At 63.5% G+C, this 22,710-nt stretch carries 20 protein-coding genes and 1 tRNA gene; 18 read left to right on the top strand and 3 right to left on the bottom strand.

Annotated elements, in window-relative coordinates:
• The coding region (locus M4578_RS25025) for an EF-Tu C-terminal domain-related protein (RefSeq protein WP_258095856.1) at positions 1-121 on the top strand (121 nt) is incomplete at its 5' end.
• Between the two features lie 176 nt (positions 122-297).
• On the opposite strand, the gene M4578_RS25020 is transcribed toward M4578_RS25025, so the two are convergent.
• Entirely contained in the window at positions 298-546 is a 249-nt protein-coding gene (locus M4578_RS25020; RefSeq protein ID WP_258095855.1) for a hypothetical protein, read from the bottom strand.
• A gap of 376 nt (positions 547-922) precedes the next feature.
• Between M4578_RS25020 and M4578_RS25015 the strand changes: the two genes are divergently transcribed.
• On the top strand, positions 923-1,915 hold the full coding sequence (locus M4578_RS25015; protein ID WP_258095854.1) for a zinc transporter ZntB: 993 nt from the start codon (positions 923-925) through the stop codon (positions 1,913-1,915).
• Positions 1,916-1,971: 56 nt separating this feature from the next.
• Positions 1,972-2,047, top strand: a tRNA-Trp gene (locus tag M4578_RS25010).
• Between the two features lie 162 nt (positions 2,048-2,209).
• On the opposite strand, the gene M4578_RS25005 is transcribed toward M4578_RS25010, so the two are convergent.
• On the bottom strand, positions 2,210-2,767 hold the full coding sequence (locus tag M4578_RS25005) for a hypothetical protein (protein ID WP_258095853.1): 558 nt from the start codon (positions 2,765-2,767) through the stop codon (positions 2,210-2,212).
• Positions 2,768-3,138: 371 nt separating this feature from the next.
• Here M4578_RS25005 and secE point away from each other — a divergent pair, with 371 nt between their 5' ends.
• From secE to M4578_RS24950, 11 genes are all read left to right on the top strand, one after another.
• The gene (gene secE, locus M4578_RS25000) at positions 3,139-3,330 is read left to right on the top strand and encodes a preprotein translocase subunit SecE (protein WP_258095852.1); all 192 of its coding nucleotides are present in this window, start codon (positions 3,139-3,141) and stop codon (positions 3,328-3,330) included.
• A gap of 175 nt (positions 3,331-3,505) precedes the next feature.
• Positions 3,506-4,039, top strand: a complete 534-nt coding sequence (gene nusG / locus M4578_RS24995; RefSeq protein WP_258095851.1) for a transcription termination/antitermination protein NusG — start codon at positions 3,506-3,508, stop codon at positions 4,037-4,039.
• Between the two features lie 385 nt (positions 4,040-4,424).
• A complete protein-coding gene (locus tag M4578_RS24990) occupies positions 4,425-4,991 on the top strand; it encodes a hypothetical protein (RefSeq protein WP_258095850.1) in 567 nt (188 codons plus the stop codon).
• Between the two features lie 173 nt (positions 4,992-5,164).
• On the top strand, positions 5,165-5,614 hold the full coding sequence (gene rplK / locus M4578_RS24985; RefSeq protein ID WP_258095849.1) for a 50S ribosomal protein L11: 450 nt from the start codon (positions 5,165-5,167) through the stop codon (positions 5,612-5,614).
• Between the two features lies 1 nt (position 5,615).
• Positions 5,616-6,314, top strand: a complete 699-nt coding sequence (rplA, locus tag M4578_RS24980) for a 50S ribosomal protein L1 (protein ID WP_258095848.1) — start codon at positions 5,616-5,618, stop codon at positions 6,312-6,314.
• A 251-nt stretch (positions 6,315-6,565) separates the two neighbouring features.
• A complete protein-coding gene (locus tag M4578_RS24975) occupies positions 6,566-7,162 on the top strand; it encodes a hypothetical protein (protein WP_258095847.1) in 597 nt (198 codons plus the stop codon).
• Positions 7,163-7,534: 372 nt separating this feature from the next.
• Entirely contained in the window at positions 7,535-8,053 is a 519-nt protein-coding gene (gene rplJ / locus M4578_RS24970; protein WP_258095846.1) for a 50S ribosomal protein L10, read from the top strand.
• 74 nt (positions 8,054-8,127) lie between these two features.
• Complete coding sequence (rplL, locus tag M4578_RS24965; RefSeq protein WP_258095845.1) at positions 8,128-8,511, top strand: 50S ribosomal protein L7/L12; 384 nt, start codon at positions 8,128-8,130, stop codon at positions 8,509-8,511.
• A gap of 254 nt (positions 8,512-8,765) precedes the next feature.
• A complete protein-coding gene (rpoB, locus tag M4578_RS24960; protein ID WP_258095844.1) occupies positions 8,766-12,902 on the top strand; it encodes a DNA-directed RNA polymerase subunit beta in 4,137 nt (1,378 codons plus the stop codon).
• 97 nt (positions 12,903-12,999) lie between these two features.
• Entirely contained in the window at positions 13,000-17,256 is a 4,257-nt protein-coding gene (gene rpoC, locus M4578_RS24955; protein WP_258095843.1) for a DNA-directed RNA polymerase subunit beta', read from the top strand.
• Positions 17,257-17,485: 229 nt separating this feature from the next.
• Positions 17,486-18,385, top strand: coding sequence for a DMT family transporter (locus M4578_RS24950; RefSeq protein WP_258095842.1), 900 nt, complete (start codon positions 17,486-17,488; stop codon positions 18,383-18,385).
• Here the strand turns inward: M4578_RS24950 and M4578_RS24945 are convergent.
• Positions 18,361-19,161: a putative rhamnosyl transferase gene (locus tag M4578_RS24945; protein ID WP_258095841.1), complete on the bottom strand. Its 801-nt coding sequence runs from the start codon at positions 19,159-19,161 to the stop codon at positions 18,361-18,363. The genes M4578_RS24950 and M4578_RS24945 overlap by 25 nt on opposite strands.
• A 370-nt stretch (positions 19,162-19,531) precedes the next feature.
• Here M4578_RS24945 and rpsL point away from each other — a divergent pair, with 370 nt between their 5' ends.
• The 4 genes from rpsL to M4578_RS24925 all read left to right on the top strand — a co-directional run.
• A complete protein-coding gene (gene rpsL / locus M4578_RS24940; protein ID WP_009828243.1) occupies positions 19,532-19,903 on the top strand; it encodes a 30S ribosomal protein S12 in 372 nt (123 codons plus the stop codon).
• A 14-nt stretch (positions 19,904-19,917) separates the two neighbouring features.
• A complete protein-coding gene (rpsG, locus tag M4578_RS24935) occupies positions 19,918-20,388 on the top strand; it encodes a 30S ribosomal protein S7 (RefSeq protein WP_258095840.1) in 471 nt (156 codons plus the stop codon).
• A 21-nt stretch (positions 20,389-20,409) separates the two neighbouring features.
• Positions 20,410-22,533: an elongation factor G gene (gene fusA, locus M4578_RS24930; RefSeq protein WP_258095839.1), complete on the top strand. Its 2,124-nt coding sequence runs from the start codon at positions 20,410-20,412 to the stop codon at positions 22,531-22,533.
• A gap of 87 nt (positions 22,534-22,620) precedes the next feature.
• On the top strand, positions 22,621-22,710 hold a 90-nt coding region (locus M4578_RS24925; RefSeq protein ID WP_258095572.1), incomplete at its 3' end, for a GTP-binding protein.

The following is a 22,710-nucleotide window of genomic DNA, read 5'->3' as shown; positions in this document are numbered from 1 at the left end:
CAACCTGAAGTTCGTGGTCGAGCTGATCGCGCCGATCGCCATGGAAGACGGCCTGCGCTTCGCCATCCGCGAAGGCGGCCGCACCGTCGGCTCCGGCGTCGTCTCCAAGATCCTCGAGTAAGGCGCTTTCCGCTGTCCGCGTGTCGGGCAGCGGGAAGGACATATCAGGGGGGCGGGCTTCGGTCCGCCCTCAAACGTTTCAGGGGCGCCGGTTGCGGCGCCCCTGTCGCTTTCGGCCCGAAGGGCCGGCCGGAAGGGGGCCATGACCGAGATCCGGCCCCCTTCTCTGGTCCACGCTCATTGATACGAGCGGATCATCGCTTCGGCGCGGGCTTTCTGGTTGCCGACACCGTCTTCGTCCTGCACCGCCTGGTACACGGCGACGGCTTCGGAGTTGCTCAGCGAGGCTGCGCCGGTGTTCGGAACCAGACGTTCCAGAGCGGCACGGGCGAAGTCGCCGGTGTTGTAGGGCTGTGCCGATGCGGCGCCCCCGAAGGCAGCGGCGGTTGCGATGGCTGCGGCGGTCAGAAGAACGATCTTTTTCATGGTGTAGTCCTTTCGGTTTCAGATGCGCCAGGAGGCGCTGTTTTGTTTCCGTCCGTTTGTCTCGGACAACCGGAATATCGTTAGCTGACAGGCGATTATCAAATCACGCTAGCGCTCACAGGCGCTCTCGAAAGCGTGTATTGGAACGTGATCGAAAGACTCCCTAGAGTGAGTGTGGAACTTCGAAAACCTCAGGAAACCGGGGCTTCGGGCCTGAAATATCCAGGCGCGCCGGCGCGACTGGCGCGTGATCAATCGCCCTTTTCACGCCCGAAACCGGGCGGTGCAGGTCGAGTGTGCACTCTTGAACAGGTCGGATCGGGGCTCTGTGCGGGGGGTTCTTGCGCGGTTTCTCCGGGCGGCTATTCTCCGTCCCATGTACGAGCTTGCGCTGCGCCCCGACGACGTGATCCAGACCGGCTTTGCCCTGAACGGCGCCGGGCGCGGCCGTGCACTGATGCCGGCGGAGGCGCCGGAGCTGCTGCGCGGCGAGGATCTGGGCTGGGTGCATCTGCGCGCCCATCACCCCGACACGCCGGGCTGGATCGTCGAGAACCTGTCCTATCTCGACCCCACGATCATCGACGCGCTGGTGGCCGAGGAGACCCGCCCGCGCGTGACCCGCGTCGGCGAGGGGCTCATCGTGATCCTGCGCGGCATCAACACGGTCGAGGGCGAGGATCCCGAGGACATGGTCTCGGTGCGGCTCTGGATCGACCCACGCCGGATCGTCAGCCTGTCGCGGCGCCGGGTGCGCGCCATCGAGGACATCGCGGCGGAGCTGGCCTCGGGCCACGGGCCACGGGACTGTGCGGGGTTTCTGGTGACGCTGGTCGAGCGGCTGACCTTCCGGATCGAATCCTTCTGGAGCGGCATCGACGACGAGGCGGACGCGCTCGAGGAGGCGGTGCTGGACGGGGCCGGCGGCGAGATCCGCACGCAGTTGGTCGAGCTGCGGCGGCGGGCGATCATCCTGCGCCGCTATCTTCAGCCCCAGCGCGATGCGCTGCGCGGTTTGCAGGCCGCGCATCCCGGCTGGCTGGAGGCGGACGATCTGCGGCATCTGGCGGAAGAGCTGGATGCGCTGGAGCGGGTGGTCGAGGATGCCGATGCGATGCGCGAGCGCATGGCGCTGGTGCGGGACGAACTGGCCGGCCAGCTTTCCGAGCGGCTGAACCGCAACATGTACATGATCTCGATTCTCTCGGCGCTGTTTCTGCCGCTGGGATTCCTGACCGGGCTGTTCGGAATCAACGTGGCGGGACTGCCGGGGGCCGGGGTGCCGGGTGCCTTCTGGATCTTCCTCGGCGGGCTTGGGATCGTCGTCGCGCTGCAACTGGCGATCCTGCGGCGTTTGCACTGGATCTGACCCTGTTTTCCCGCTTGCAATGCCGCGCGCCCTTTCGTACATGAAGGCCCGGCCTTAGGGGTATAGCTCAGCTGGTAGAGCGACGGTCTCCAAAACCGTAGGTCGCGGGTTCGAACCCTGCTGCCCCTGCCAAAAACCTTCCAGACATCTGTGTGCAGATCACCCGCAGGTCCTCGCTGGCGATGGGCCTTTGGGAAAGCGGTGCGGCGAGCCATCGTGAGCAGGCTGGCAAAACGCATGCAAAGAGCGCGCCCGAAGGCGCGCTCTGCGTCTGTCAGAGCCCGGGATGCCGGGTTACGACAGGATGTCCATCAGCCGGTCGCGGATCTCGCTGTCGGAGTGCCCGCTATAGAGCGCGGCGCGCAGCTCGCTGATCTGTTCCGACCCGAGCACGGTCACGTTGGCATCCGGCACGAAGAAGGCGATCCGGGCGAGCTCGCCATCGGTCAGCGGCGATTGCCGGTCGACGCCCAGCACCGAGAGCCGGTCCTCGATCTTGGTCTTGTCCGACCCGCCGCGGATGATCCCCAGCGCTTCGGCCTTCTGGGACGCGGTCAGCATGGCCAGCTTTTCGGCGGGCAGATATTGTTCGAGGAGGGCGTTCTCCTCGGCGGAGAAGGTGGTCACCGGGGTGGTGCCCTCGACCACCGCCTGCATGCGCGTCACCTTTTCGCGGTCAGAGACGCCGCTCTTGGAGATCGCGAAAAGCTCGGTCACCTGCGCATCGCTCAGCGACGAGACCGGCGTGTCGGGCAGGAAGGTCTTGATGGCCTGGGTCTCGGCCTCGGTCGCGGCGAAGGCGCTGGTGGCGAGAAGCGAGGTCAGGACGGTGGCGGTCAGAAAGCGTTTCATGTCGGTATCCTTTCGGTCTTTCTGTTTGCGCTTGGCCGGGACCTGTCGGCACCCGGCGTGGACTGGCAAAGGAACCCGTGCTCTGGACTTTGGTTCCCGGCGGAAAAACCTCTGGCGAAGGTCGGTAACCCGTTGCAGAACCGCGGCTTTTCCCCGACGCGCGTGTGAACGCGCCGGGCGTGCGAAGGTTGCGCGGTAAATCCCGGCGCGCTGTCAGGGTTTCGTGAAATCGGGTCGCGCCGGGGTGAGCGTAAGGTGAGCGGCGCGTGACGGCGGCGGGGGGCCCGGTCGCGCGGGGCGCAAGGCTTGCCAGACCGGGCATTGCTGCGTATATGCCCCAAAACCCGCACGGAAACGGAAAGCACGCCGCAATGGCCAACCCCATTCAGTTCATCCAGCAGACCCGCGCCGAGATCGCCAAGATCGTCTGGCCGACTCGCCGAGAGGTGGTCCTGACCACGGTCACCGTCTTCATCATGGCGGCCCTGACGGCGGTCTTCTTCGCGCTGGTCGATATTCTGATCCGCGGCGGCCTACAGGGGCTGCTGTCGATCTTCGGCTAAGCGCCACGGCGCGAAACCCCGGGGCTGCCTCTTGAAATCGGAGGGGCGGAGGGGTAGGGAGCGGAACACTTTTCTCAGGCGGGCGTGCAGCGATTCGAGTTGCACGCCGGTTTTCGTTTGGGGCGGGACGATGCCGGCGCAGACCGGCGGCAGGAATTCGAGAGGGGCCAGATAGATGGCAAAGCGGTGGTACTCGGTCAGTGTTCTGTCGAACTTCGAGAAGAAGATCGCAGAGCAGATCCGTCAGTCTGTCGAAGAGCAGGGGCTTGAGGACCAGATCGACGAGGTGCTCGTGCCCACCGAGGAAGTCATCGAGGTGCGCCGCGGCAAGAAGGTGACCACCGAGCGCCGCTTCATGCCCGGCTATGTGCTGGTCCACATGGAGATGTCGGACCGGGGTTATCACCTGGTGAACTCGATCAACCGCGTCACCGGCTTCCTGGGGCCGCAGGGCCGTCCGATGCCGATGCGCGATGCCGAGGTCGAGGCGATCCTGGGCCGCGTTCAGGAGAACGAGGACGCGCCGCGCACGCTCATCCATTTCGAGGTGGGCGAGAAGGTCAAGGTCAACGACGGCCCGTTCGAGGGCTTCGACGGCATGGTCGAGGGTGTGGACGACGACAACCAGCGTCTGCGCGTGTCGGTGTCGATCTTCGGCCGGGAAACCCCGGTGGAGCTGGAATTCACCCAGGTCTCCAAAGAGATCTGAACGGGCGGCCCTGCGCTGCTCGGTTCGGAAGAGACGATGCAAAATTTTGCGAGACCCGTTCGGGGCCTCGCCGCGGTCACTGCGATGGCACGGGCCCGGCGTCAGCCCGTGCGGTGCCGCTCTGATGCTCTGATCCCTTACGTTCTCCCGGCCTGGTCCGAAGCTCTGTGACCTATGCGCCGGCGTCACCAAAGCGGCTGACTGTCCGGGCGGGGCATAGTGGAGGCCGGTTGGCTGACCTCTTGAACCAGGGGCCAGGGATCGAAGGGGTTTGGCGGCTTTGCGCGCGATCTGGAGTGTCCGCCCCTTCGCGTTTTTCCTCTGGCGAACACCACGTGGCCAGCGTAGCTCTTTCCGCGTAACTCGTTTCAAGCAGGATCTCGCTATGGTCTCCGGATTGTCCCGTCTCGCCCTTGCCGCCGCTCTGGCCCTCGCGGCGGCGCTGCCCGCCTCCGCTCAAACCATCAATAGCCATGAATATGCCGAGCCCTATGCGAGCGTGCGCGGCTGGGATGTCTATGTGATGAGCGACGGGCGTGGACGCTTTTCCTGCCGCGCGGTGCGCGGGGCGGGCTACAACGATCAGCTCATGATTGAATACAACGGGTTTGCGGAGACCGAATTCGGGGAATCCCCCTGGCGTCTTTACCTTCCTGCGCAACGGCCCGGTGGTGGCGGTGTCGGCATCCAGGGTGCGGCGGTCTACTATGACGGCTATCTGATCGACCGGCAGGTCGGCTTCGGTCTTCCCGGCGACGACGGGTCGAGCGACACCCACGCCTGGATGGGTCTTGGCGATAGTGAAATGGCGCGGCTCAAATCCGGCAATACGCTGCGGGTCGAGATCACCGGCGAGACCTCGCGGAGCTATCCGCTTGCCGGCACCACGGCGACGGTGTTGAAAACCTGGGAGTGTGCCGAGCGCAACGGCATGCTCGTCGACGGCGACTGACGTTCCGGGCGCGCCTAATGTCCTTGCCATATCGGGCGAGTCGGTGTATGCGCCGCCTCTGTCGTTCCGACGGCAATTTCGTGGGAGGCGAGGGCATCGCGATGTCCGGACCAGACCACGCAACCGAAAAACCCCGAGGACGCGTCCGAGGGGTGTTGTAAAGGAGACAGCCGATGGCCAAGAAGCTCGCCGGCAAGATGAAGCTGCAGATCCCTGCAGGCAAAGCCAACCCGTCGCCGCCCGTGGGCCCCGCCCTGGGTCAGCGCGGCATCAATATCATGGAATTCTGCAAGGCGTTCAACGCCAAGACGCAGGAGATGGAGCCCGGCGCGCCGTGCCCGACCGTGATCACCTATTATCAGGACAAGTCCTTCACCATGGACATCAAGACGCCGCCCGCGTCTTATTACCTGAAAAAAGCCGCCGGCCTGAAGCCCGTGGGCAAGCGTAACCGTCCGCGCGGTGCCGAGAAGCCCGGCCGCGAGACCGTCGCCACCGTCACCATCAAGCAGGTGCGCGAGATCGCCGAAGCCAAGATGAAAGATCTCTCGGCGAACGATGTGGAAGCCGCAATGCAGATCATCCTTGGCTCGGCCAAGTCCATGGGCATCGAGGTGAAGTAAGATGGCAAAGCTTGGAAAACGCACCCGTGCCGCCCGCGAAGCCTTTGTGGGCAAGGAAGAGCTGTCGATTGAAGACGCCGTTTCGCTGATCAAGGCCAACGCCAGCGCGAAATTCGACGAAACCGTCGAGATCGCGATGAACCTGGGCGTCGATACCCGTCACGCCGACCAGATGGTCCGTGGCGTGATCGGCCTGCCGAACGGCACCGGCAAGACCATGCGCGTCGCCGTCTTTGCCCGCGGCCCGAAGGCCGATGAGGCCACCGCGGCCGGCGCAGACATCGTTGGCGCCGAAGACCTGATGGAAACCATCCAGGGCGGCGCCATCGAGTTCGACCGTTGCATCGCGACCCCGGACATGATGCCGATCGTCGGCCGTCTGGGCAAGATCCTCGGCCCGCGCAACCTGATGCCGAACCCCAAGGTCGGTACCGTGACCATGGATGTCGCGCAGGCTGTGAAAGACGCCAAGGGCGGTCAGGTCCAGTTCCGTGCCGAAAAGGGCGGTGTGGTCCATGCCGGCGTTGGCAAGGCCTCGTTCGACGAAGCCAAGCTGGTCGAAAACATCCGCGCCTTCATCAGCGCGGTTGCCAAGGCCAAGCCGACCGGCGCCAAGGGCACCTACATGAAGAAGATCTCGCTCAGCTCCACCATGGGCCCGGGCGTGACCGTGGACGTGGCGAACGCCTCGGCGGAATGATTTTCGGATCTTCGTGACGTTATGCAGGGGCGGGCCTTCGGGTCCGCCCTTTTGCATTTCAGGAGATGTCGCGGCGGGTGCCGATGCCTTGCGTGACAGACATTGTGCCCCGGCAGGATGCGGAAGCGGGCGCCGGCGTGGAACCTCTCCCGATATTGCGATGTGATCGGCTTGACCTCATCTGCCGCCGCTGGTGTGGTCTTCATCATGAGGTAACTTGGGACAAACAGATGAAAAATTGTCTTTTAAGCATGATTGCACCGCTTGCTGTCTGCGCTTCGATGACGGCGGCGCAAGCGGAATGCCCGACGGTAGAAGACCTGGGCTTTGGGATCTTCGTGACCTACGACGACGAGTCGGTCAGCCGCGTGACCCGGATCAAGGACGGCGCGATCTCCGAGGATTTGCAGTTTCTCGACGGCAGCGGCGATCGCTTAATCTACAACCTTGCGGATGGGGTGATCGACGTTCTGAGTTTCGAGCTGAAGAAGGGCGTGATCGTGCCTTCGTCGGGGATGCAGGTGAAACTCTCCGGCGGCACGGTGAATGTTGCGGCGATGCCGGTCGGCGGGCAGGCGCTGTTCGACTTCACACGGACGAGATCCGGCAAGGAGGAGGTGGGCAATCTGCTGCTGGAAAAGGCCGAGGCGACGGAGGTCGATATCGGCGGGTGCGTGTTCGTGGCCCATCCGCTGACGCTGACGGAAACGCAGACCGGCTATCGCAAGGTCACCTGGTCCTACTGGCTGCCCGATTTCGGATTTTCGGTGCTTCGGCGGATCGAGAACGAGGGCGAGGTCTTCGACTATCGCGCGGTCGGGATCGACGTGCAGTTTCCCACGATGTGAGCTGACAGAGGCGGGTGTCTTGAGAGTGCCGGGTCCGCGCGCTGCGGGCGACCGTCCGGGATCGGGACCCATCCGTACCAAGGGATGTGCAGGTTCTGCGATGTGTCTTTGGTGCGAAGGGTTGGCAAAGCCGCGCCGAAAGGCTAAGAGTCTCGATACGAGGGCTTCCGCGATTCGTGGATGCCCTCTATTTCGTCCGAGACGGTGGGTTGGCTTGCGCCAGTAAATCCTGCCCGAGGCGGGAAGAGACATACGTTCCGGGCCTATGTGTTCCGGCGACGCGATGCGACAACCCGATCGGACCTTGTCGTCCGGGCTTGCCCGGACAGAATCGAGCCGGAGGGGTCGCCCCTCCTCAATTGGAGTGAAACTGTGGATAGAGCCCAGAAAGAGAAAGTGGTCGAGGAACTCGGCCAGATCTTCGAAAGCTCTGGCGTCGTGGTGGTATCCCGCTACGAGGGTCTCACGGTTGCCGAGATGCAGGACCTGCGTGGGCGCGCCCGCGCTGCAGAAACGTCGGTTCGCGTCGCCAAGAACAGGCTCGCCAAGATCGCCCTTCAGGGAAAAGAGTGCGAGAGCATCGCGCAATATCTCGAGGGCATGACCGTTCTCACCTTCTCCGAAGACCCCGTGGCAGCCGCCAAAGTGGTCGAGGATTTCGCCAAGGACAACAAAAAGTTCGAGATCCTTGGCGGGGCAATGGGTGGGACGGCCCTGGACCGGGCCGGTGTCGAGGCCGTGTCGAAAATGCCGTCGCGCGAGGAGCTTATCGCTTCCATCGTCGGCTGCATCGGCGCACCCGCTTCGAACATCGCCGGCGCGATTGGCGCTCCTGCTTCGAACATCGCTTCGATCCTTTCCACTATCGAGGAAAAGGCCGAGGCGGCGTAACGCGCAGTCAAGAGACACTCGTGGGGTTGCAAACCCGCACGTTGGAACACATCTAGTAAAACGGAAAACGCAAAATGGCTGATCTTAAAGCACTTGCAGAGCAAATCGTCGGTCTGACGCTGCTCGAAGCCCAGGAACTGAAAACCATCCTCAAGGACGAATACGGCATCGAGCCCGCCGCCGGCGGCGCTGTGATGATGGCCGGTCCGGCCGCTGGCGCAGACGCCGGTGCGGCTGCCGAGGAGAAAACCGAATTCGACGTGATCCTCAAGTCGGCTGGCGACAAGAAGATCAACGTGATCAAAGAAGTCCGCGGCATCACCGGCCTGGGCCTGAAAGAAGCCAAAGAGCTGGTGGAAGCCGGCGGCAAGGCTGTCAAAGAGCAGGTCTCCAAGGACGAAGCCGAAGAAATCAAGAAGAAGCTCGAAGAGGCTGGCGCCGAGGTCGAGCTCAAGTAATCACGGATGGTGCGCGCATCGCGCACCCTTCGCGATCGGAACAAAAGGCTGGATCCGGGCGTTTCCCGGGTCCAGCCGAACCCGTCTCAGAGAGGCCCTTTTCGCAGGGGCTTTTCTCAGACGAGTTCCAGGATCGGGAGGCCCTTGGTGGGACAGGGGCCAGGAATGGATCGGAACCGTCGTCTCGGATGGATGTGCCGCTGGTGCCCGACAGCACGCGCGTCCGGTGAGAAGCTGAAAAGGTGATCAGACCTATGGCGCAAAGTTTCCTTGGCCAGAAACGTCTTCGCAAATATTACGGCAAAATTCGTGAGGTTCTGGAGATGCCGAACCTCATCGAGGTTCAGAAATCTTCCTACGAACTCTTCCTGAAATCCGGCGACCAGCTCCAGCCCATGGATGGCGAGGGCATCAAGGGCGTGTTCCAATCGGTCTTTCCGATCAAGGATTTCAACGAAACCGCCGTTCTGGAATTCGTCGATTACGAGCTTGAAAAGCCGAAATACGACGTTGAGGAATGCATGCAGCGCGACATGACCTACAGCGCCCCGCTGAAGGTCACCCTGCGTCTGATCGTGTTCGATATCGACGAGGATACCGGCGCCAAATCGGTGAAGGACATCAAGGAACAGGACGTGTTCATGGGCGACATGCCGCTCATGACGCCGAACGGCACGTTCATCGTGAACGGCACCGAACGGGTGATCGTTTCCCAGATGCACCGGTCGCCGGGCGTGTTCTTCGATCACGACAAGGGCAAGACGCACAGCTCGGGCAAGCTGCTCTTCGCCTGCCGCATCATCCCCTATCGCGGCTCGTGGCTCGACTTCGAATTCGACGCCAAGGACATCGTCTTCGCGCGTATCGACCGCCGCCGCAAACTGCCGGTGACGACGCTGCTCTATGCGCTGGGTCTCGACCAGGAAAGCATCATGGATGCTTACTACAACACGGTCGATTACTCGCTGCGCCGTGGCGAGGGCTGGGTCACCAAGTTCTTCCCCGAGCGGGTGCGCGGCACGCGCCCGACCTATGATCTCGTGGACGCGGACACCGGCGAAATCATCGCCGAGGCGACCAAGAAGATCACCCCGCGCGCGGTGAAAAAGCTGATCGACGAAGGCAAGGTGCAGAACCTGCTGCTGCCCTTCGAGCAGATCGTCGGCAAGTTCGTCGCCAAGGACATCATCAACGAGGACACCGGCGCGATCTATGTCGAGGCCGGCGACGAACTGACCTGGACCGTCGATAAGGACGGCGATGTCACCGGCGGCTCGCTCAAGGAGCTTATGGACGCGGGCATCACCGAGATCCCGGTGCTCGACATCGACAACGTCACCGTGGGCCCGTACATGCGGAACACCATGGCGCAGGACAAGAACATGAACCGCGACACCGCGCTCATGGACATCTACCGCGTCATGCGCCCGGGCGAGCCGCCCACCGTCGAGGCCGCGTCGTCGCTGTTCGACACGCTGTTCTTCGACAGCGAGCGCTACGATCTTTCCGCCGTGGGCCGCGTGAAGATGAATATGCGCCTGAACCTCGGCAAGCCCGATACCCAGCGCACGCTGGACCGCGAGGACATCGTGGCCTGCATCAAGGCGCTGGTCGAACTGCGCGACGGCAAGGGCGAGGTGGACGACATCGACCACCTGGGCAACCGTCGTGTCCGTTCCGTCGGCGAGCTGATGGAGAACCAGTACCGCGTCGGTCTGCTCCGCATGGAGCGCGCGATCAAGGAACGCATGTCTTCGGTCGAGATCGACACGGTGATGCCGCAGGACCTGATCAACGCCAAGCCGGCCGCTGCTGCCGTGCGCGAATTCTTCGGCTCCTCGCAGCTGTCGCAGTTCATGGACCAGACCAACCCGCTGTCCGAAGTGACGCACAAGCGTCGTCTCTCGGCCCTCGGGCCGGGCGGTCTGACCCGCGAGCGCGCAGGCTTCGAGGTGCGCGACGTGCACCCGACCCACTATGGCCGCATGTGCCCGATCGAGACGCCGGAAGGCCCGAACATCGGTCTCATCAACTCGCTGGCGACCTTTGCGCGCGTGAACAAATACGGGTTCATCGAGACCCCGTATCGCGTGGTCAAGGACAGCCAGGTGACGGATGAAGTGCATTACATGTCCGCCACCGAGGAAATGCGCCACACGGTCGCCCAGGCGAACGCAACGCTGGACGAGAATGGCCAGCTCGTGAACGAGATGGTCAACACCCGCCAGTCGGGCGATTACACCCTCGCCCCGCGCGAGCAGGTGGACCTGATCGACGTGTCGCCCAAGCAGCTCGTCTCGGTCGGGGCCTCGCTTATTCCGTTCCTGGAAAACGACGACGCCAACCGCGCGCTGATGGGCGCCAACATGCAACGTCAGGCCGTGCCGACGCTGCGCTCCGAGGCGCCGCTGGTCGGCACCGGGATCGAGGGCGTTGTGGCGCGTGACTCGGGCGCTGCGATCATGGCGCATCGCGCGGGCATCATCGACCAGGTCGATGCGCAGCGGATCGTGATCCGGGCGACGGCCGATCTGGAGCCGGGCGATCCGGGGGTCGACATCTACCGGATGCGCAAGTTCCAGCGGTCGAACCAGAACACCTGCATCAACCAGCGTCCGCTGGTGAAGGTGGGTGACACGGTCGGCAAGGGCGAGGTCATCGCGGATGGTCCCTCGACGGATATGGGGGAACTGGCGCTCGGCAAGAACGTCATCGTGGCCTTCATGCCGTGGAACGGCTACAACTACGAGGACTCCATTCTGATCTCCGAGCGCATCGCGCGTGACGACGTCTTCACCTCGATCCACATCGAGGAATTCGAAGTCGCCGCCCGTGACACCAAGCTCGGGCCGGAAGAGATCACCCGCGACATCCCGAACGTCGGCGAGGAAGCGCTGCGCAACCTCGACGAAGCCGGTATCGTCTATATCGGTGCGGACGTGGAGCCGGGCGACATTCTCGTCGGTAAGATCACGCCCAAGGGCGAAAGCCCGATGACGCCGGAGGAGAAACTGCTCCGCGCCATCTTCGGCGAGAAAGCCTCGGACGTGCGCGATACCTCGCTGCGGGTGAAGCCGGGCGATTACGGCACCGTTGTGGAAGTGCGGGTCTTCAACCGTCACGGCGTCGAGAAAGACGAGCGTGCGCTGCAGATCGAGCGCGAGGAAGTCGAACGTCTGGCCCGTGACCGGGACGACGAGCTGGCGATCCTCGACCGCAACATCTATGCCCGTCTCAAGGATATGATCCTCGGCAAGACCGCGGTGAAGGGTCCGAAGGGCGTGCGTCCGAACGCGCTGATCGACGACGAACTGCTGGGCACGCTGTCGCGCGGCCAGTGGTGGCAGCTCGCGCTGGCCGAAGAGGCCGACGCGCAGATCGTCGAGGCGCTGCACGAGCAGTACGAGGCGCAGAAGCGCGCGCTCGATGCGCGGTTCGAGGACAAGGTCGAGAAGGTCCGCCGTGGCGACGATCTGCCGCCGGGCGTGATGAAGATGGTCAAGGTCTTCGTCGCGGTGAAGCGCAAGCTCCAGCCGGGCGACAAGATGGCTGGCCGTCACGGCAACAAGGGGGTCATCTCCCGCGTCGTTCCGATGGAGGATATGCCCTTCCTCGAAGACGGCACGCCGGTCGATTTCTGCCTCAACCCGCTGGGCGTGCCCTCGCGGATGAACGTCGGTCAGATCCTCGAGACGCATATGGGCTGGGCCTCGCGGGGCCTGGGCCTGCGGATCGACGACGCGCTTGCGGATTACCGCCGCTCGGGCGACCTGACGCCGGTGCGTGAAGCCATGCGCATCGCCTATGGCGACGATGTCTATGAAGAGGGCATCGCCGATATGGACGAGGGGCAGCTTGTGGAAGCGGCGGGCAATGTCGTGCGCGGCGTGCCGATCGCGACCCCGGTCTTCGACGGCGCCAAGGAAGCGGATGTCAACGACGCGCTGACGCGGGCCGGCTTCGACACGTCGGGCCAGTCGCGCCTGTTCGATGGCCGCACGGGCGAGGAATTCGCGCGCAAGGTCACCGTGGGCGTGAAATACCTGCTCAAGCTGCACCACCTGGTGGATGACAAGATCCACGCGCGGTCCACCGGCCCGTACTCGCTTGTCACCCAGCAGCCGCTGGGCGGTAAGGCGCAGTTCGGCGGCCAGCGTTTCGGGGAGATGGAGGTCTGGGCTCTGGAAGCCTATGGCGCCGCCTACACCCTGCAGGAAATGCTGACCGTGAAGTCGGATGACGTGGCGGGCCGGACCAAGGTCTATGAAAGCATCGTCAAGGGCGAGGACAATTACGAGGCGGGCGTTCCCGAGAGCTTCAACGTGCTCGTGAAGGAAGTCCGCGGCCTCGGCCTGAACATGGAACTCCTGGACGCGGAGGAGGACGAGTAACGAAGAATTTTCCGCCGAAAATTCTTCGGCCCAGGATTTTTCGTTCGAAAAATCCTGGGCTCTCCCCCCGATGCAGCCCTGACGCAAAGGTTTTGACATGAACCAGGAACTGACCAACAACCCGTTCAACCCGCTGACCCCGCCCAAGGTCTTTGACGAGATCAAGGTGTCGCTGGCGTCGCCGGAACGGATCCTCTCGTGGTCCTACGGCGAGATCAAAAAGCCCGAAACCATCAACTACCGCACGTTCAAGCCCGAGCGTGACGGCCTTTTCTGTGCGCGGATCTTTGGCCCGATCAAGGATTACGAATGCCTCTGCGGCAAGTACAAGCGCATGAAATATCGCGGCGTCGTCTGCGAGAAATGCGGCGTGGAAGTCACGCTGCAAAAGGTGCGCCGCGAGCGCATGGGCCATATCGAGCTGGCCGCGCCCTGCGCCCATATCTGGTTCCTCAAGTCGCTGCCCTCGCGCATCGGCCTGATGCTGGACATGACGCTGCGCGATCTGGAGCGTGTGCTCTATTTCGAAAACTACGTGGTGATCGAGCCGGGCCTGACAGATCTGACCTATGGCCAGATGCTGACCGAGGACGAATTCCTCGACGCGCAGGATCAGTACGGCATGGACGCCTTCACCGCCAATATCGGCGCGGAAGCCATCCGTGAGATGCTGGCGGCCATCGACCTCGAAGCCGAGGCCGAACAGCTCCGCATGGATCTCAAGGAGGCCACCGGCGAGCTGAAGCCGAAGAAGATCATCAAGCGCCTGAAAGTGGTCGAGAGCTTCCTGGAATCCGGCAACCGTCCGGAATGGATGATCCTCACCGTGGTGCCGGTCATCCCGCCGGAACTGCGCCCGCTGGTGCCGCTGGACGGTGGTCGCTTTGCGACCTCCGACCTGAACGACCTGTATCGTCGGGTGATCAACCGGAACAACCGCCTCAAGCGGCTGATCGAGCTGCGCGCGCCCGACATCATCGTCCGCAACGAAAAGCGGATGCTTCAGGAAGCCGTGGACGCTCTCTTCGACAACGGTCGTCGTGGCCGCGTCATCACCGGCGCTAACAAGCGCCCGCTGAAGTCGCTGTCGGACATGCTGAAAGGCAAGCAGGGCCGTTTCCGTCAGAACCTTCTCGGCAAGCGCGTCGACTTCTCGGGCCGGTCTGTCATCGTGACGGGCCCGGAACTGAAGCTGCACCAGTGCGGGTTGCCGAAGAAGATGGCGCTCGAGCTCTTCAAGCCCTTCATCTATTCGCGGCTTGAGGCCAAGGGCCTTTCCAGCACCGTGAAACAGGCGAAGAAGCTGGTGGAGAAAGAGCGTCCCGAGGTCTGGGACATCCTCGACGAGGTGATCCGCGAGCACCCGGTTCTGTTGAACCGCGCGCCCACGCTGCACCGTCTCGGTATCCAGGCGTTCGAACCCCAGCTCATCGAGGGCAAGGCGATCCAGCTGCACCCGCTCGTCTGTTCGGCCTTCAACGCCGACTTCGACGGCGACCAGATGGCCGTGCACGTCCCGCTGTCGCTGGAAGCGCAGCTCGAGGCGCGCGTCCTGATGATGTCCACGAACAACGTGCTGTCGCCGGCCAACGGCGCGCCGATTATCGTGCCGTCGCAGGATATGATCCTCGGTCTCTACTACACCACCATCATGCGCGAAGGCATGAAGGGGGAAGGTATGGTGTTCGCGAACATCGAAGAGGTCGAGCACGCGCTGAACGCCGGCGAAGTGCATCTGCACGCCAAGATCACCTGCCGCGTCAAGCAGATCGACGAAACCGGCCAGGAGATCGTCAAGCGTTACGAGACCACGCCGGGCCGTGTGCGCCTCGGCGCGCTGCTGCCGATGAACGCCAAGGCGCCCTTCGATCTGGTCAACACGCTGCTGCGGAAGAAAGACGTGCAGCGGGTCATCGACACCGTCTACCGTTATTGCGGTCAGAAGGAGTCGGTCATCTTCTGCGACCAGATCATGACCATGGGCTTCCGCGAGGCGTTCAAGGCGGGCATCTCCTTCGGCAAGGACGACATGGTGATCCCCGACAACAAGTGGGACATCGTCGAAGACACCCGCGACCAGGTGAAGGACTTCGAACAGCAGTACATGGACGGCCTGATCACCCAGGGCGAAAAGTACAACAAGGTCGTGGACGCCTGGTCGAAATGTAACGACAAGGTCACCGACGCCATGATGAACACCATCTCGGCGGCCAAGCACGACGAGACCGGTGCCGAGATGGAGCCGAACTCGGTCTACATGATGGCGCATTCCGGGGCCCGGGGCTCGGTCACGCAGATGAAGCAGCTGGGCGGGATGCGCGGCCTGATGGCGAAGCCGAACGGCGACATCATCGAGACGCCGATCATCTCGAACTTCAAGGAAGGTCTGACCGTTCTTGAATACTTCAACTCGACCCACGGCGCCCGGAAGGGTCTGTCGGACACCGCTCTGAAGACGGCGAACTCGGGTTACCTGACCCGCCGTCTGGTGGACGTGGCGCAGGACTGCATCGTGCGTCTGCACGATTGCGGCACCGACCGCGCGATCACCGCGGAAGCGGCGGTCAACGACGGTGAAGTGGTCTCCAGCCTCGGCGAGCGCGTTCTGGGCCGTGTCGCGGCCGAGGACATCATGCGCCCGGGCACCGACGAGGTGCTGATCCGCGAGGGTCAGCTCATCGACGAGCGCATGTCCGACGCCGTCGAAGAAGCCGGCGTTCAAACCGCGCGTATCCGGTCGCCGCTGACCTGTGAGGCCGAAGAGGGCGTCTGTGCCATGTGCTACGGCCGTGACCTGGCGCGCGGCACCATGGTGAACACCGGCGAGGCCGTCGGCATCATCGCGGCGCAGTCCATCGGCGAGCCCGGCACCCAGCTGACGATGCGGACCTTCCACATCGGCGGTGTGGCGCAGGGTGGTCAGCAGTCCTTCCTCGAGGCTTCGCAGGAAGGCGTGATCGAGTTCGAGAACATCTCGACCCTCGAGAACGCCAATGGCGAGACCCTGGTCATGGGCCGCAACATGAAGCTGCTCATCAAGGGCGAGGACGGGGCCGAGCGCGCCAGCCACAAGCTGGGCTATGGCTCCAAGCTCTTCGTCAAGGAAGGCGAGACGGTCACGCGCGGCGCCAAGCTCTTCGAGTGGGATCCGTACACGCTGCCGATCATCGCCGAGGCGGACGGTATCGCCCGGCACGTGGACCTCATCCAAGGGGTCGCGGTGCGCGACGAGACCGACGATGCCACCGGCATGACCCAGAAGATCGTGATCGACTGGCGCGCGGCACCGAAGGGCAACGAGCTCAAGCCGGAGATCATCCTGATGGATGGCGATGGCGAACCGGTGCGCAACGCGGCGGGCAACCCGATCACCTATCAGATGTCGGTGGACGCGATCCTCTCCTGTGAAGACGGGCAGGAGGTCAAGGCCGGTGACGTCGTGGCGCGGATCCCGCGTGAGGGCGCGAAGACCAAGGACATCACCGGCGGTCTGCCGCGTGTGGCCGAACTCTTCGAGGCACGCCGTCCGAAGGACCACGCCATCATCGCCGAGATCGACGGCTATGTGCGCTTTGGCAAGGACTACAAGAACAAGCGCCGCATCGCCATCGAGCCGGTGGACGATACGCTGGAGTCGAAGGAGTACATGATCCCCAAGGGCAAGCACATTCCTGTGGCCGAAGGCGATTTCGTCCAGAAGGGCGATTACATCATGGACGGCAACCCGGCGCCGCACGACATCCTCGCCATCATGGGGATCGAGGCGCTGGCCAACTACATGATCGACGAAGTGCAGGACGTGTACCGGCTGCAGGGCGTGAAGATCAACGACAAGCACGTCGAGGTCATCGTCCGGCAGATGCTGCAGAAGTGGGAGGTCACCGACAGCGGCGACACCACGCTGCTCAAGGGTGAGCATGTGGATAAGTCCGAGTTCGACGCGGCCAACGAGAAGGCGCTTGCCAAAGGCGGCCGTGCCGCCCAGGGCGAACCGATCCTGCTCGGTATCACCAAGGCGTCTCTGCAGACCCGTTCCTTCATCTCGGCGGCCTCCTTCCAGGAGACGACCCGGGTGCTCACCGAAGCCTCGGTGCAGGGCAAGAAGGACAAGCTGGTCGGCCTCAAGGAGAACGTCATCGTGGGCCGCCTGATCCCGGCGGGCACCGGTGGCGCGACCCAGCGGGTGCGCCGGATCGCGCAGGATCGCGATGGCAAGGTGATCGAGGTCAAGCGCGCCGAGGCGGAAGCCGCCGCCGCGCTGGCCGCACCCGAGCCGGACATGTCGGGCAACGATGTGATCGGTGGCGACGAGTTCGATACGCTGGTCGTGGATACGCCGGAAAGCCGCGAATAAGTCCTTCGCGAAACACGCTTTGCAAAGCCCCCGCTTCGGCGGGGGCTTTTCTTTGTGTGGGGGGGGCGGTGGGCAGGATTGCCCACCCTACAACTCCCGCCCCGGACCCGACGCCGGTCGAGCCGCCGAAGATGTCTGCCTGTGGGCACGGGGACCGCTGCCATCACCAATCGCCGCCCCCGGTGTTTTCCCCTTGGCGCGGCACTGGCGCGGGGCTACCGCTCGGATCATGAGCAGATTATCCGACAACACCCGCGGCGCATTGTTGATGATGGCCTCCATGGCGTCTTTCACCCTGAACGATGCCAGTGTGAAGGCCATTGGCGAGGCCATTCCGCTGGCGCAGCTTCTGGTGCTGCGCGGGGCCTTCGCGAGCCTGTTCATCGCCGTCCTCGCCTGGCGTCTGTCCGCCCTGCGCTTTGCCCTCTCGCGGCGCGACTGGATACTGGTCCTCTTGCGCGCGGGGGCCGAGGTCGCGGCCTCGTTCTTCTTTCTGACGGCCTTGCGGCACATGCCGCTCGCCAATGTCACGGCGCTGTTGCAGATGCTGCCGCTGACCCTGACCCTGGGTTCGGCGCTGTTCTTCGCCGAACCGGTGGGCTGGCGCCGCTGGGTGGCCATCGCGGCGGGGTTCGCCGGTATGCTGCTGATCGTGCGCCCCGGAACCGAAGGGTTCTCGCTCTATTCGGTCTATGCACTCATCGCGGTGTTCTGCGTGACCCTGCGCGATCTGGTCACCCGGAGGATGTCGGCCGGGGTGCCCTCGCTCACCGTCACGCTGATCTCTTCCGTCGCGGTGGTGCTGTTCGGCCTGGTCTGGTCGCTGAACACGCCCTGGATGCCGATGACCCCGCGGGTGAGCCTGCTGGTCGCGGCAACCGTTCTGTTCATCATGTCGGGCTACAGCCTGTCGGTGCTGGTGATGCGCGTCGGCGCGGTGAGCTTTACCGCGCTCTTCCGCTACACCGGCCTTGTCTGGGCACTGGTTCTCGGATTCGTGCTCTTCGGCGACTGGCCGCAGCCGCTGACCCTGACAGGTGCCGCGATCATCGTGGCGACCGGGCTTTTCACGCTCTGGCGCGAAGGCCAGATCCGTCGCCGCGCTCAGGCAAAGACCCGGCGGACCTGATCCGCGTCGATCGCGAAACGGGTGCGGAACAGTGCTTCGCCGGCGGCGTCGAGCCGGGGCAGGGCGACGGGCTTTACATGTTTCTTCTGGCGCGAGTCGTTGTGCTCGTTATGCCCGCGCACATACATCGGACTGTCCGTGAAAGTGACCGTGGGCATGAAGCGCAGGATCTTGTTGTGGCTGAAATTCATGATGCTCTGCCGCACACCCGGTTTCACCGCCATGGCCTGGGCCACACCCCAATAGGGGGTCACCGTCTCTTCGGCGCAGATCCCCCCGGCATCGGGGCGGGCGACATAGCCACGGTTCCAGTCGAAGCCCACCAGCCGGTGTTTTGCCCGCAGGGCCGAAACATCCAGCGCGGCTTCGCGCAGCGTGGCCACGAAATCGACCGAGACCGCGTCGTCGTCGTCATGGCGGAATTGCAGACAGGGCTCGTCCATGTCGCGGGCGTCGTTGATCACCTCCTGGCAGACCGAGCGGTGCGGGCCGGGCGCCCGGGCGACGATGCGGGCCTGGGGGAAATCCGCCAGCAGTGTCTCGAGGCGCGCGCGGTATTCCGCCGGCAGCGAGGTGCCCACGAGGAGCAGAAGGACGAAATCGGAATCCGTCTGCGCCTTCAGCCCGGGCAGGCAGATACATTCGAAGTGGCGGAACCGTTCTTCCATGCGCGCGGGGGCATAGAGATAGGCTTCGCGGCTGCCGGTGTCGTCATGTTCGACCTGAAAGCCGCCCTCGGCGGGATAGGAAAACCGGCAGAACCCGATCACTTGCATTACCGCGCCTCCTCTGAAACAAGCACCTTGTCTGCATCGCATCGCGGCTTTGCCCTGACAAGACGCAGCTTATGTTGACAAGCCCCGCGACTCCCCCTATACGCCCCTCAATTCGCCGGAGCCTCAGTGCGTCCGGCGCATTTTACAGTACTGAAGCGGTCACGATCCGGGCCGACAAGGCCCCGATCCTCTGGACACCCACCGCGTCGTTCCTCGCCGGGAACGGATGCGGTGCTTTGCGTCGTCTCTGCCTGTCAGGCACGGGGCGATGCGTCGCCGGTGACCTGCGGACGCGCAGGGCGCCTTGAATGATGAACCCGCATGGGGCCTCCCCGTGCACACATATGTGAGAAACGGGGAAGAGACCCAAATGCCCACGATCCAGCAGCTGATCCGCAAGCCGCGGCAGCCGAAAATCAAACGCTCGAAGTCGCAGCACCTGGAGCAATGCCCGCAGAAGCGCGGCGTTTGCACCCGCGTCTACACCACGACGCCGAAGAAACCGAACTCCGCCATGCGGAAGGTTGCCAAGGTCCGCCTGACCAACGGCTTCGAAGTGATCAGCTACATTCCGGGCGAAAGCCACAACCTGCAGGAGCACTCGGTTGTGCTCATCCGCGGCGGCCGTGTGAAAGACCTTCCCGGCGTGCGTTACCACATCCTGCGCGGTGTGCTGGACACCCAGGGCGTCAAAGACCGGAAGCAGCGTCGCTCCAAGTATGGCGCGAAGCGTCCCAAGTAAGAGGATATAGGTAGATGTCTCGTCGTCACGCCGCAGAGAAGCGCGAAGTCCTGCCCGACGCCAAGTATGGCGATATCGTGCTGACCAAGTTCATGAACAACCTGATGATCGACGGCAAGAAGTCGGTCGCAGAGAAGATCGTCTACAACGCGCTCGACCGCGTTGAGGGCAAGGTCAAGCGCGCGCCGGTGGAAGTGTTCCACGAAGCGCTGGACAACATCAAACCCGCCGTCGAGGTCCGCTCGCGCCGTGTGGGTGGTGCCACCTATCAGGTGCCCGTCGAAGTGCGCCCCGAGCGCCGCGAAGCGCTCGCCATCCGCTGGCTGATCACCGCCTCGCGCGCCCGCAACGAGAACACCATGGAAGAGCGCCTTGCCGGCGAGCTTATCGATGCTGTCCAGTCGCGCGGTTCCGCCGTGAAGAAGCGCGAAGACACTCACAAGATGGCCGACGCGAACAAAGCGTTCAGCCACTACCGCTGGTAAGCCCAGGAAAGGCAGTCCATCATGGCACGCGAATATCCGCTGGAGCGCTATCGTAACTTCGGGATCATGGCCCATATCGACGCGGGCAAGACCACGACGACCGAGCGTATCCTCTACTACACCGGCCGTTCCCACAAGATCGGCGAAGTCCACGATGGCGCTGCCACCATGGACTGGATGGAGCAGGAGCAGGAGCGGGGCATCACCATCACCTCGGCTGCCACCACGACCTTCTGGCAGTGGCAGGAAGATCCGAGCGCCGAAGGCACGTCGGACACCAAGTTCCGCTACAACATCATCGACACCCCCGGCCACGTGGACTTCACCATTGAAGTCGAGCGTTCGCTGGCCGTGCTCGACGGTGCCATCGCGCTGCTGGACGGCAACGCCGGCGTCGAGCCGCAGACCGAAACCGTGTGGCGTCAGGCTGACCGCTACAAGGTTCCGCGTCTGGTGTTCGTCAACAAGATGGACAAGATCGGCGCCGACTTCTTCAACTGCGTGAAGATGATCAAGGACCGCACCGGCGCGACCCCGGTTCCGGTGAACTTCCCGATCGGTGCCGAAGACCAGCTCGAAGGTATCGTCGACCTCGTGACCATGGAAGAATGGGTCTGGAAGGGCGAAGACCTCGGCGCCTCCTGGGAGCGCGGCCCGATCCGTGACGAGCTCAAGGATCTTGCCGACGAGTGGCGCTCGCACCTCATCGAGAACGCCGTCGAGATGGACGACGACGCGATGGAAGCCTATCTCGAAGGCGAAGAGCCCGACGTCCCGACGCTGCGCAAGCTGATCCGCAAGGGCACGCTGTCGCTGACCTTCGTTCCGGTTCTGGGTGGCTCGGCCTTCAAGAACAAGGGCGTCCAGCCGCTGCTCAACGCCGTGGTCGACTTCCTGCCGGGTCCGCTCGACGTGCCGCCCTACATGGGCTTCTCGCCGGACGACGAAAACGAAGAGCGCAACATCGCGCGTCATGCCTCGGACGAAGAGCCCTTCTCGGGCCTCGCGTTCAAGATCATGAACGACCCCTTCGTCGGCTCGCTGACCTTCACCCGGATCTATTCCGGCACCATGTCCAAGGGCGATTCGATCCTGAACTCGACCAAGGGCAAGAAAGAGCGCATCGGTCGTATGATGATGATGCACTCGAACAACCGTGAAGAGATCGAAGAGGCGTTCGCAGGCGACATCATCGCGCTGGCCGGTCTGAAAGAGACCACCACCGGTGACACGCTCTGCGCCGCCAACGCGCCGGTGGTTCTGGAAACCATGACCTTCCCCGATCCGGTGATCGAGATCGCGGTCGAGCCGAAGACCAAGAACGACCAGGAGAAGATGTCCCAGGGTCTGGCCCGTCTGGCCGCCGAAGACCCGTCCTTCCGCGTCGAGACCGACCTCGAGTCCGGTCAAACCATCATGAAGGGCATGGGCGAACTTCACCTCGACATTCTGGTCGACCGCCTGAAGCGCGAGTTCAAGGTGGAAGCCAATATCGGTGCCCCGCAGGTGGCCTATCGCGAGACCATCGGTCACGAGATCGAGCACACCTACACCCACAAGAAACAGTCGGGTGGCTCGGGTCAGTTCGCCGAGGTCAAGCTGGTCATCAGCCCCACAGAGCCGGGCGAAGGCTACTCTTTCGAGAGCAAGATCGTCGGCGGTGCGGTTCCGAAGGAATACATCCCCGGTGTCGAAAAAGGCATCAAGTCGGTGATGGATTCCGGTCCGCTCGCGGGCTTCCCGGTGATCGACTTCAAGGTCGCGCTGATCGACGGCAAGTTCCACGATGTGGACTCCTCGGTTCTGGCCTTCGAGATCGCCTCGCGGATGTGCATGCGCGAAGGTCTCCGCAAGGCCGGCGCGAAGCTGCTGGAACCGATGATGAAGGTCGAAGTGGTGACCCCGGAAGAATACACCGGCGGCATCATCGGCGACCTGACCTCGCGTCGTGGCCAGGTGTCCGGTCAGGAGCCGCGCGGCAATGCCGTGGCGATCCAGGCCTTCGTGCCGCTGGCCAACATGTTCGGCTACATCAACACGCTGCGCTCGATGTCCTCGGGCCGCGCGCAGTTCACGATGCAATTCGACCATTACGATCCGGTTCCGCAGAACATCTCGGACGAGATCCAGGCGAAATACGCATAAGCCGGGTGGCGGGGATCTGCCCCGCCCTACCCACCACCGTAGGGTGGGGCCTCGCCCCACCATCCGACAAAAAGAGGAGCCAAGACCATGGCAAAGGAAAAGTTTGAGCGCGGCAAACCGCACTGCAACATCGGCACGATCGGTCACGTTGACCACGGGAAGACGACGCTGACGGCG

The sequence above is a fragment of the Salipiger pentaromativorans genome, from assembly GCF_024721115.1.
GTDB lineage: Bacteria > Pseudomonadota > Alphaproteobacteria > Rhodobacterales > Rhodobacteraceae > Salipiger > Salipiger pentaromativorans.
The sequence above is the reverse complement of the archived record's forward strand: the minus strand, read 5'-3'. Positions and strand labels throughout refer to the sequence as shown.

Bases quoted from the DNA above. Each gene is read 5' to 3' on its own strand.
- M4578_RS25020 (WP_258095855.1), bottom strand. From the start codon at position 546: ATGAAAAAGATCGTTCTTCTGACCGCCGCAGCCATCGCAACCGCCGCT.
- M4578_RS25015 (WP_258095854.1), top strand. From the start codon at position 923: ATGTACGAGCTTGCGCTGCGCCCCGACGACGTGATCCAGACCGGCTTT.
- M4578_RS25005 (WP_258095853.1), bottom strand. From the start codon at position 2,767: ATGAAACGCTTTCTGACCGCCACCGTCCTGACCTCGCTTCTCGCCACC.
- secE (WP_258095852.1), top strand. From the start codon at position 3,139: ATGGCCAACCCCATTCAGTTCATCCAGCAGACCCGCGCCGAGATCGCC.
- nusG (WP_258095851.1), top strand. From the start codon at position 3,506: ATGGCAAAGCGGTGGTACTCGGTCAGTGTTCTGTCGAACTTCGAGAAG.
- M4578_RS24990 (WP_258095850.1), top strand. From the start codon at position 4,425: ATGGTCTCCGGATTGTCCCGTCTCGCCCTTGCCGCCGCTCTGGCCCTC.
- rplK (WP_258095849.1), top strand. From the start codon at position 5,165: ATGGCCAAGAAGCTCGCCGGCAAGATGAAGCTGCAGATCCCTGCAGGC.
- rplA (WP_258095848.1), top strand. From the start codon at position 5,616: ATGGCAAAGCTTGGAAAACGCACCCGTGCCGCCCGCGAAGCCTTTGTG.
- M4578_RS24975 (WP_258095847.1), top strand. From the start codon at position 6,566: ATGATTGCACCGCTTGCTGTCTGCGCTTCGATGACGGCGGCGCAAGCG.
- rplL (WP_258095845.1), top strand. From the start codon at position 8,128: ATGGCTGATCTTAAAGCACTTGCAGAGCAAATCGTCGGTCTGACGCTG.
- rpoB (WP_258095844.1), top strand. From the start codon at position 8,766: ATGGCGCAAAGTTTCCTTGGCCAGAAACGTCTTCGCAAATATTACGGC.
- rpoC (WP_258095843.1), top strand. From the start codon at position 13,000: ATGAACCAGGAACTGACCAACAACCCGTTCAACCCGCTGACCCCGCCC.
- M4578_RS24950 (WP_258095842.1), top strand. From the start codon at position 17,486: ATGAGCAGATTATCCGACAACACCCGCGGCGCATTGTTGATGATGGCC.
- M4578_RS24945 (WP_258095841.1), bottom strand. From the start codon at position 19,161: ATGCAAGTGATCGGGTTCTGCCGGTTTTCCTATCCCGCCGAGGGCGGC.
- rpsL (WP_009828243.1), top strand. From the start codon at position 19,532: ATGCCCACGATCCAGCAGCTGATCCGCAAGCCGCGGCAGCCGAAAATC.
- rpsG (WP_258095840.1), top strand. From the start codon at position 19,918: ATGTCTCGTCGTCACGCCGCAGAGAAGCGCGAAGTCCTGCCCGACGCC.
- fusA (WP_258095839.1), top strand. From the start codon at position 20,410: ATGGCACGCGAATATCCGCTGGAGCGCTATCGTAACTTCGGGATCATG.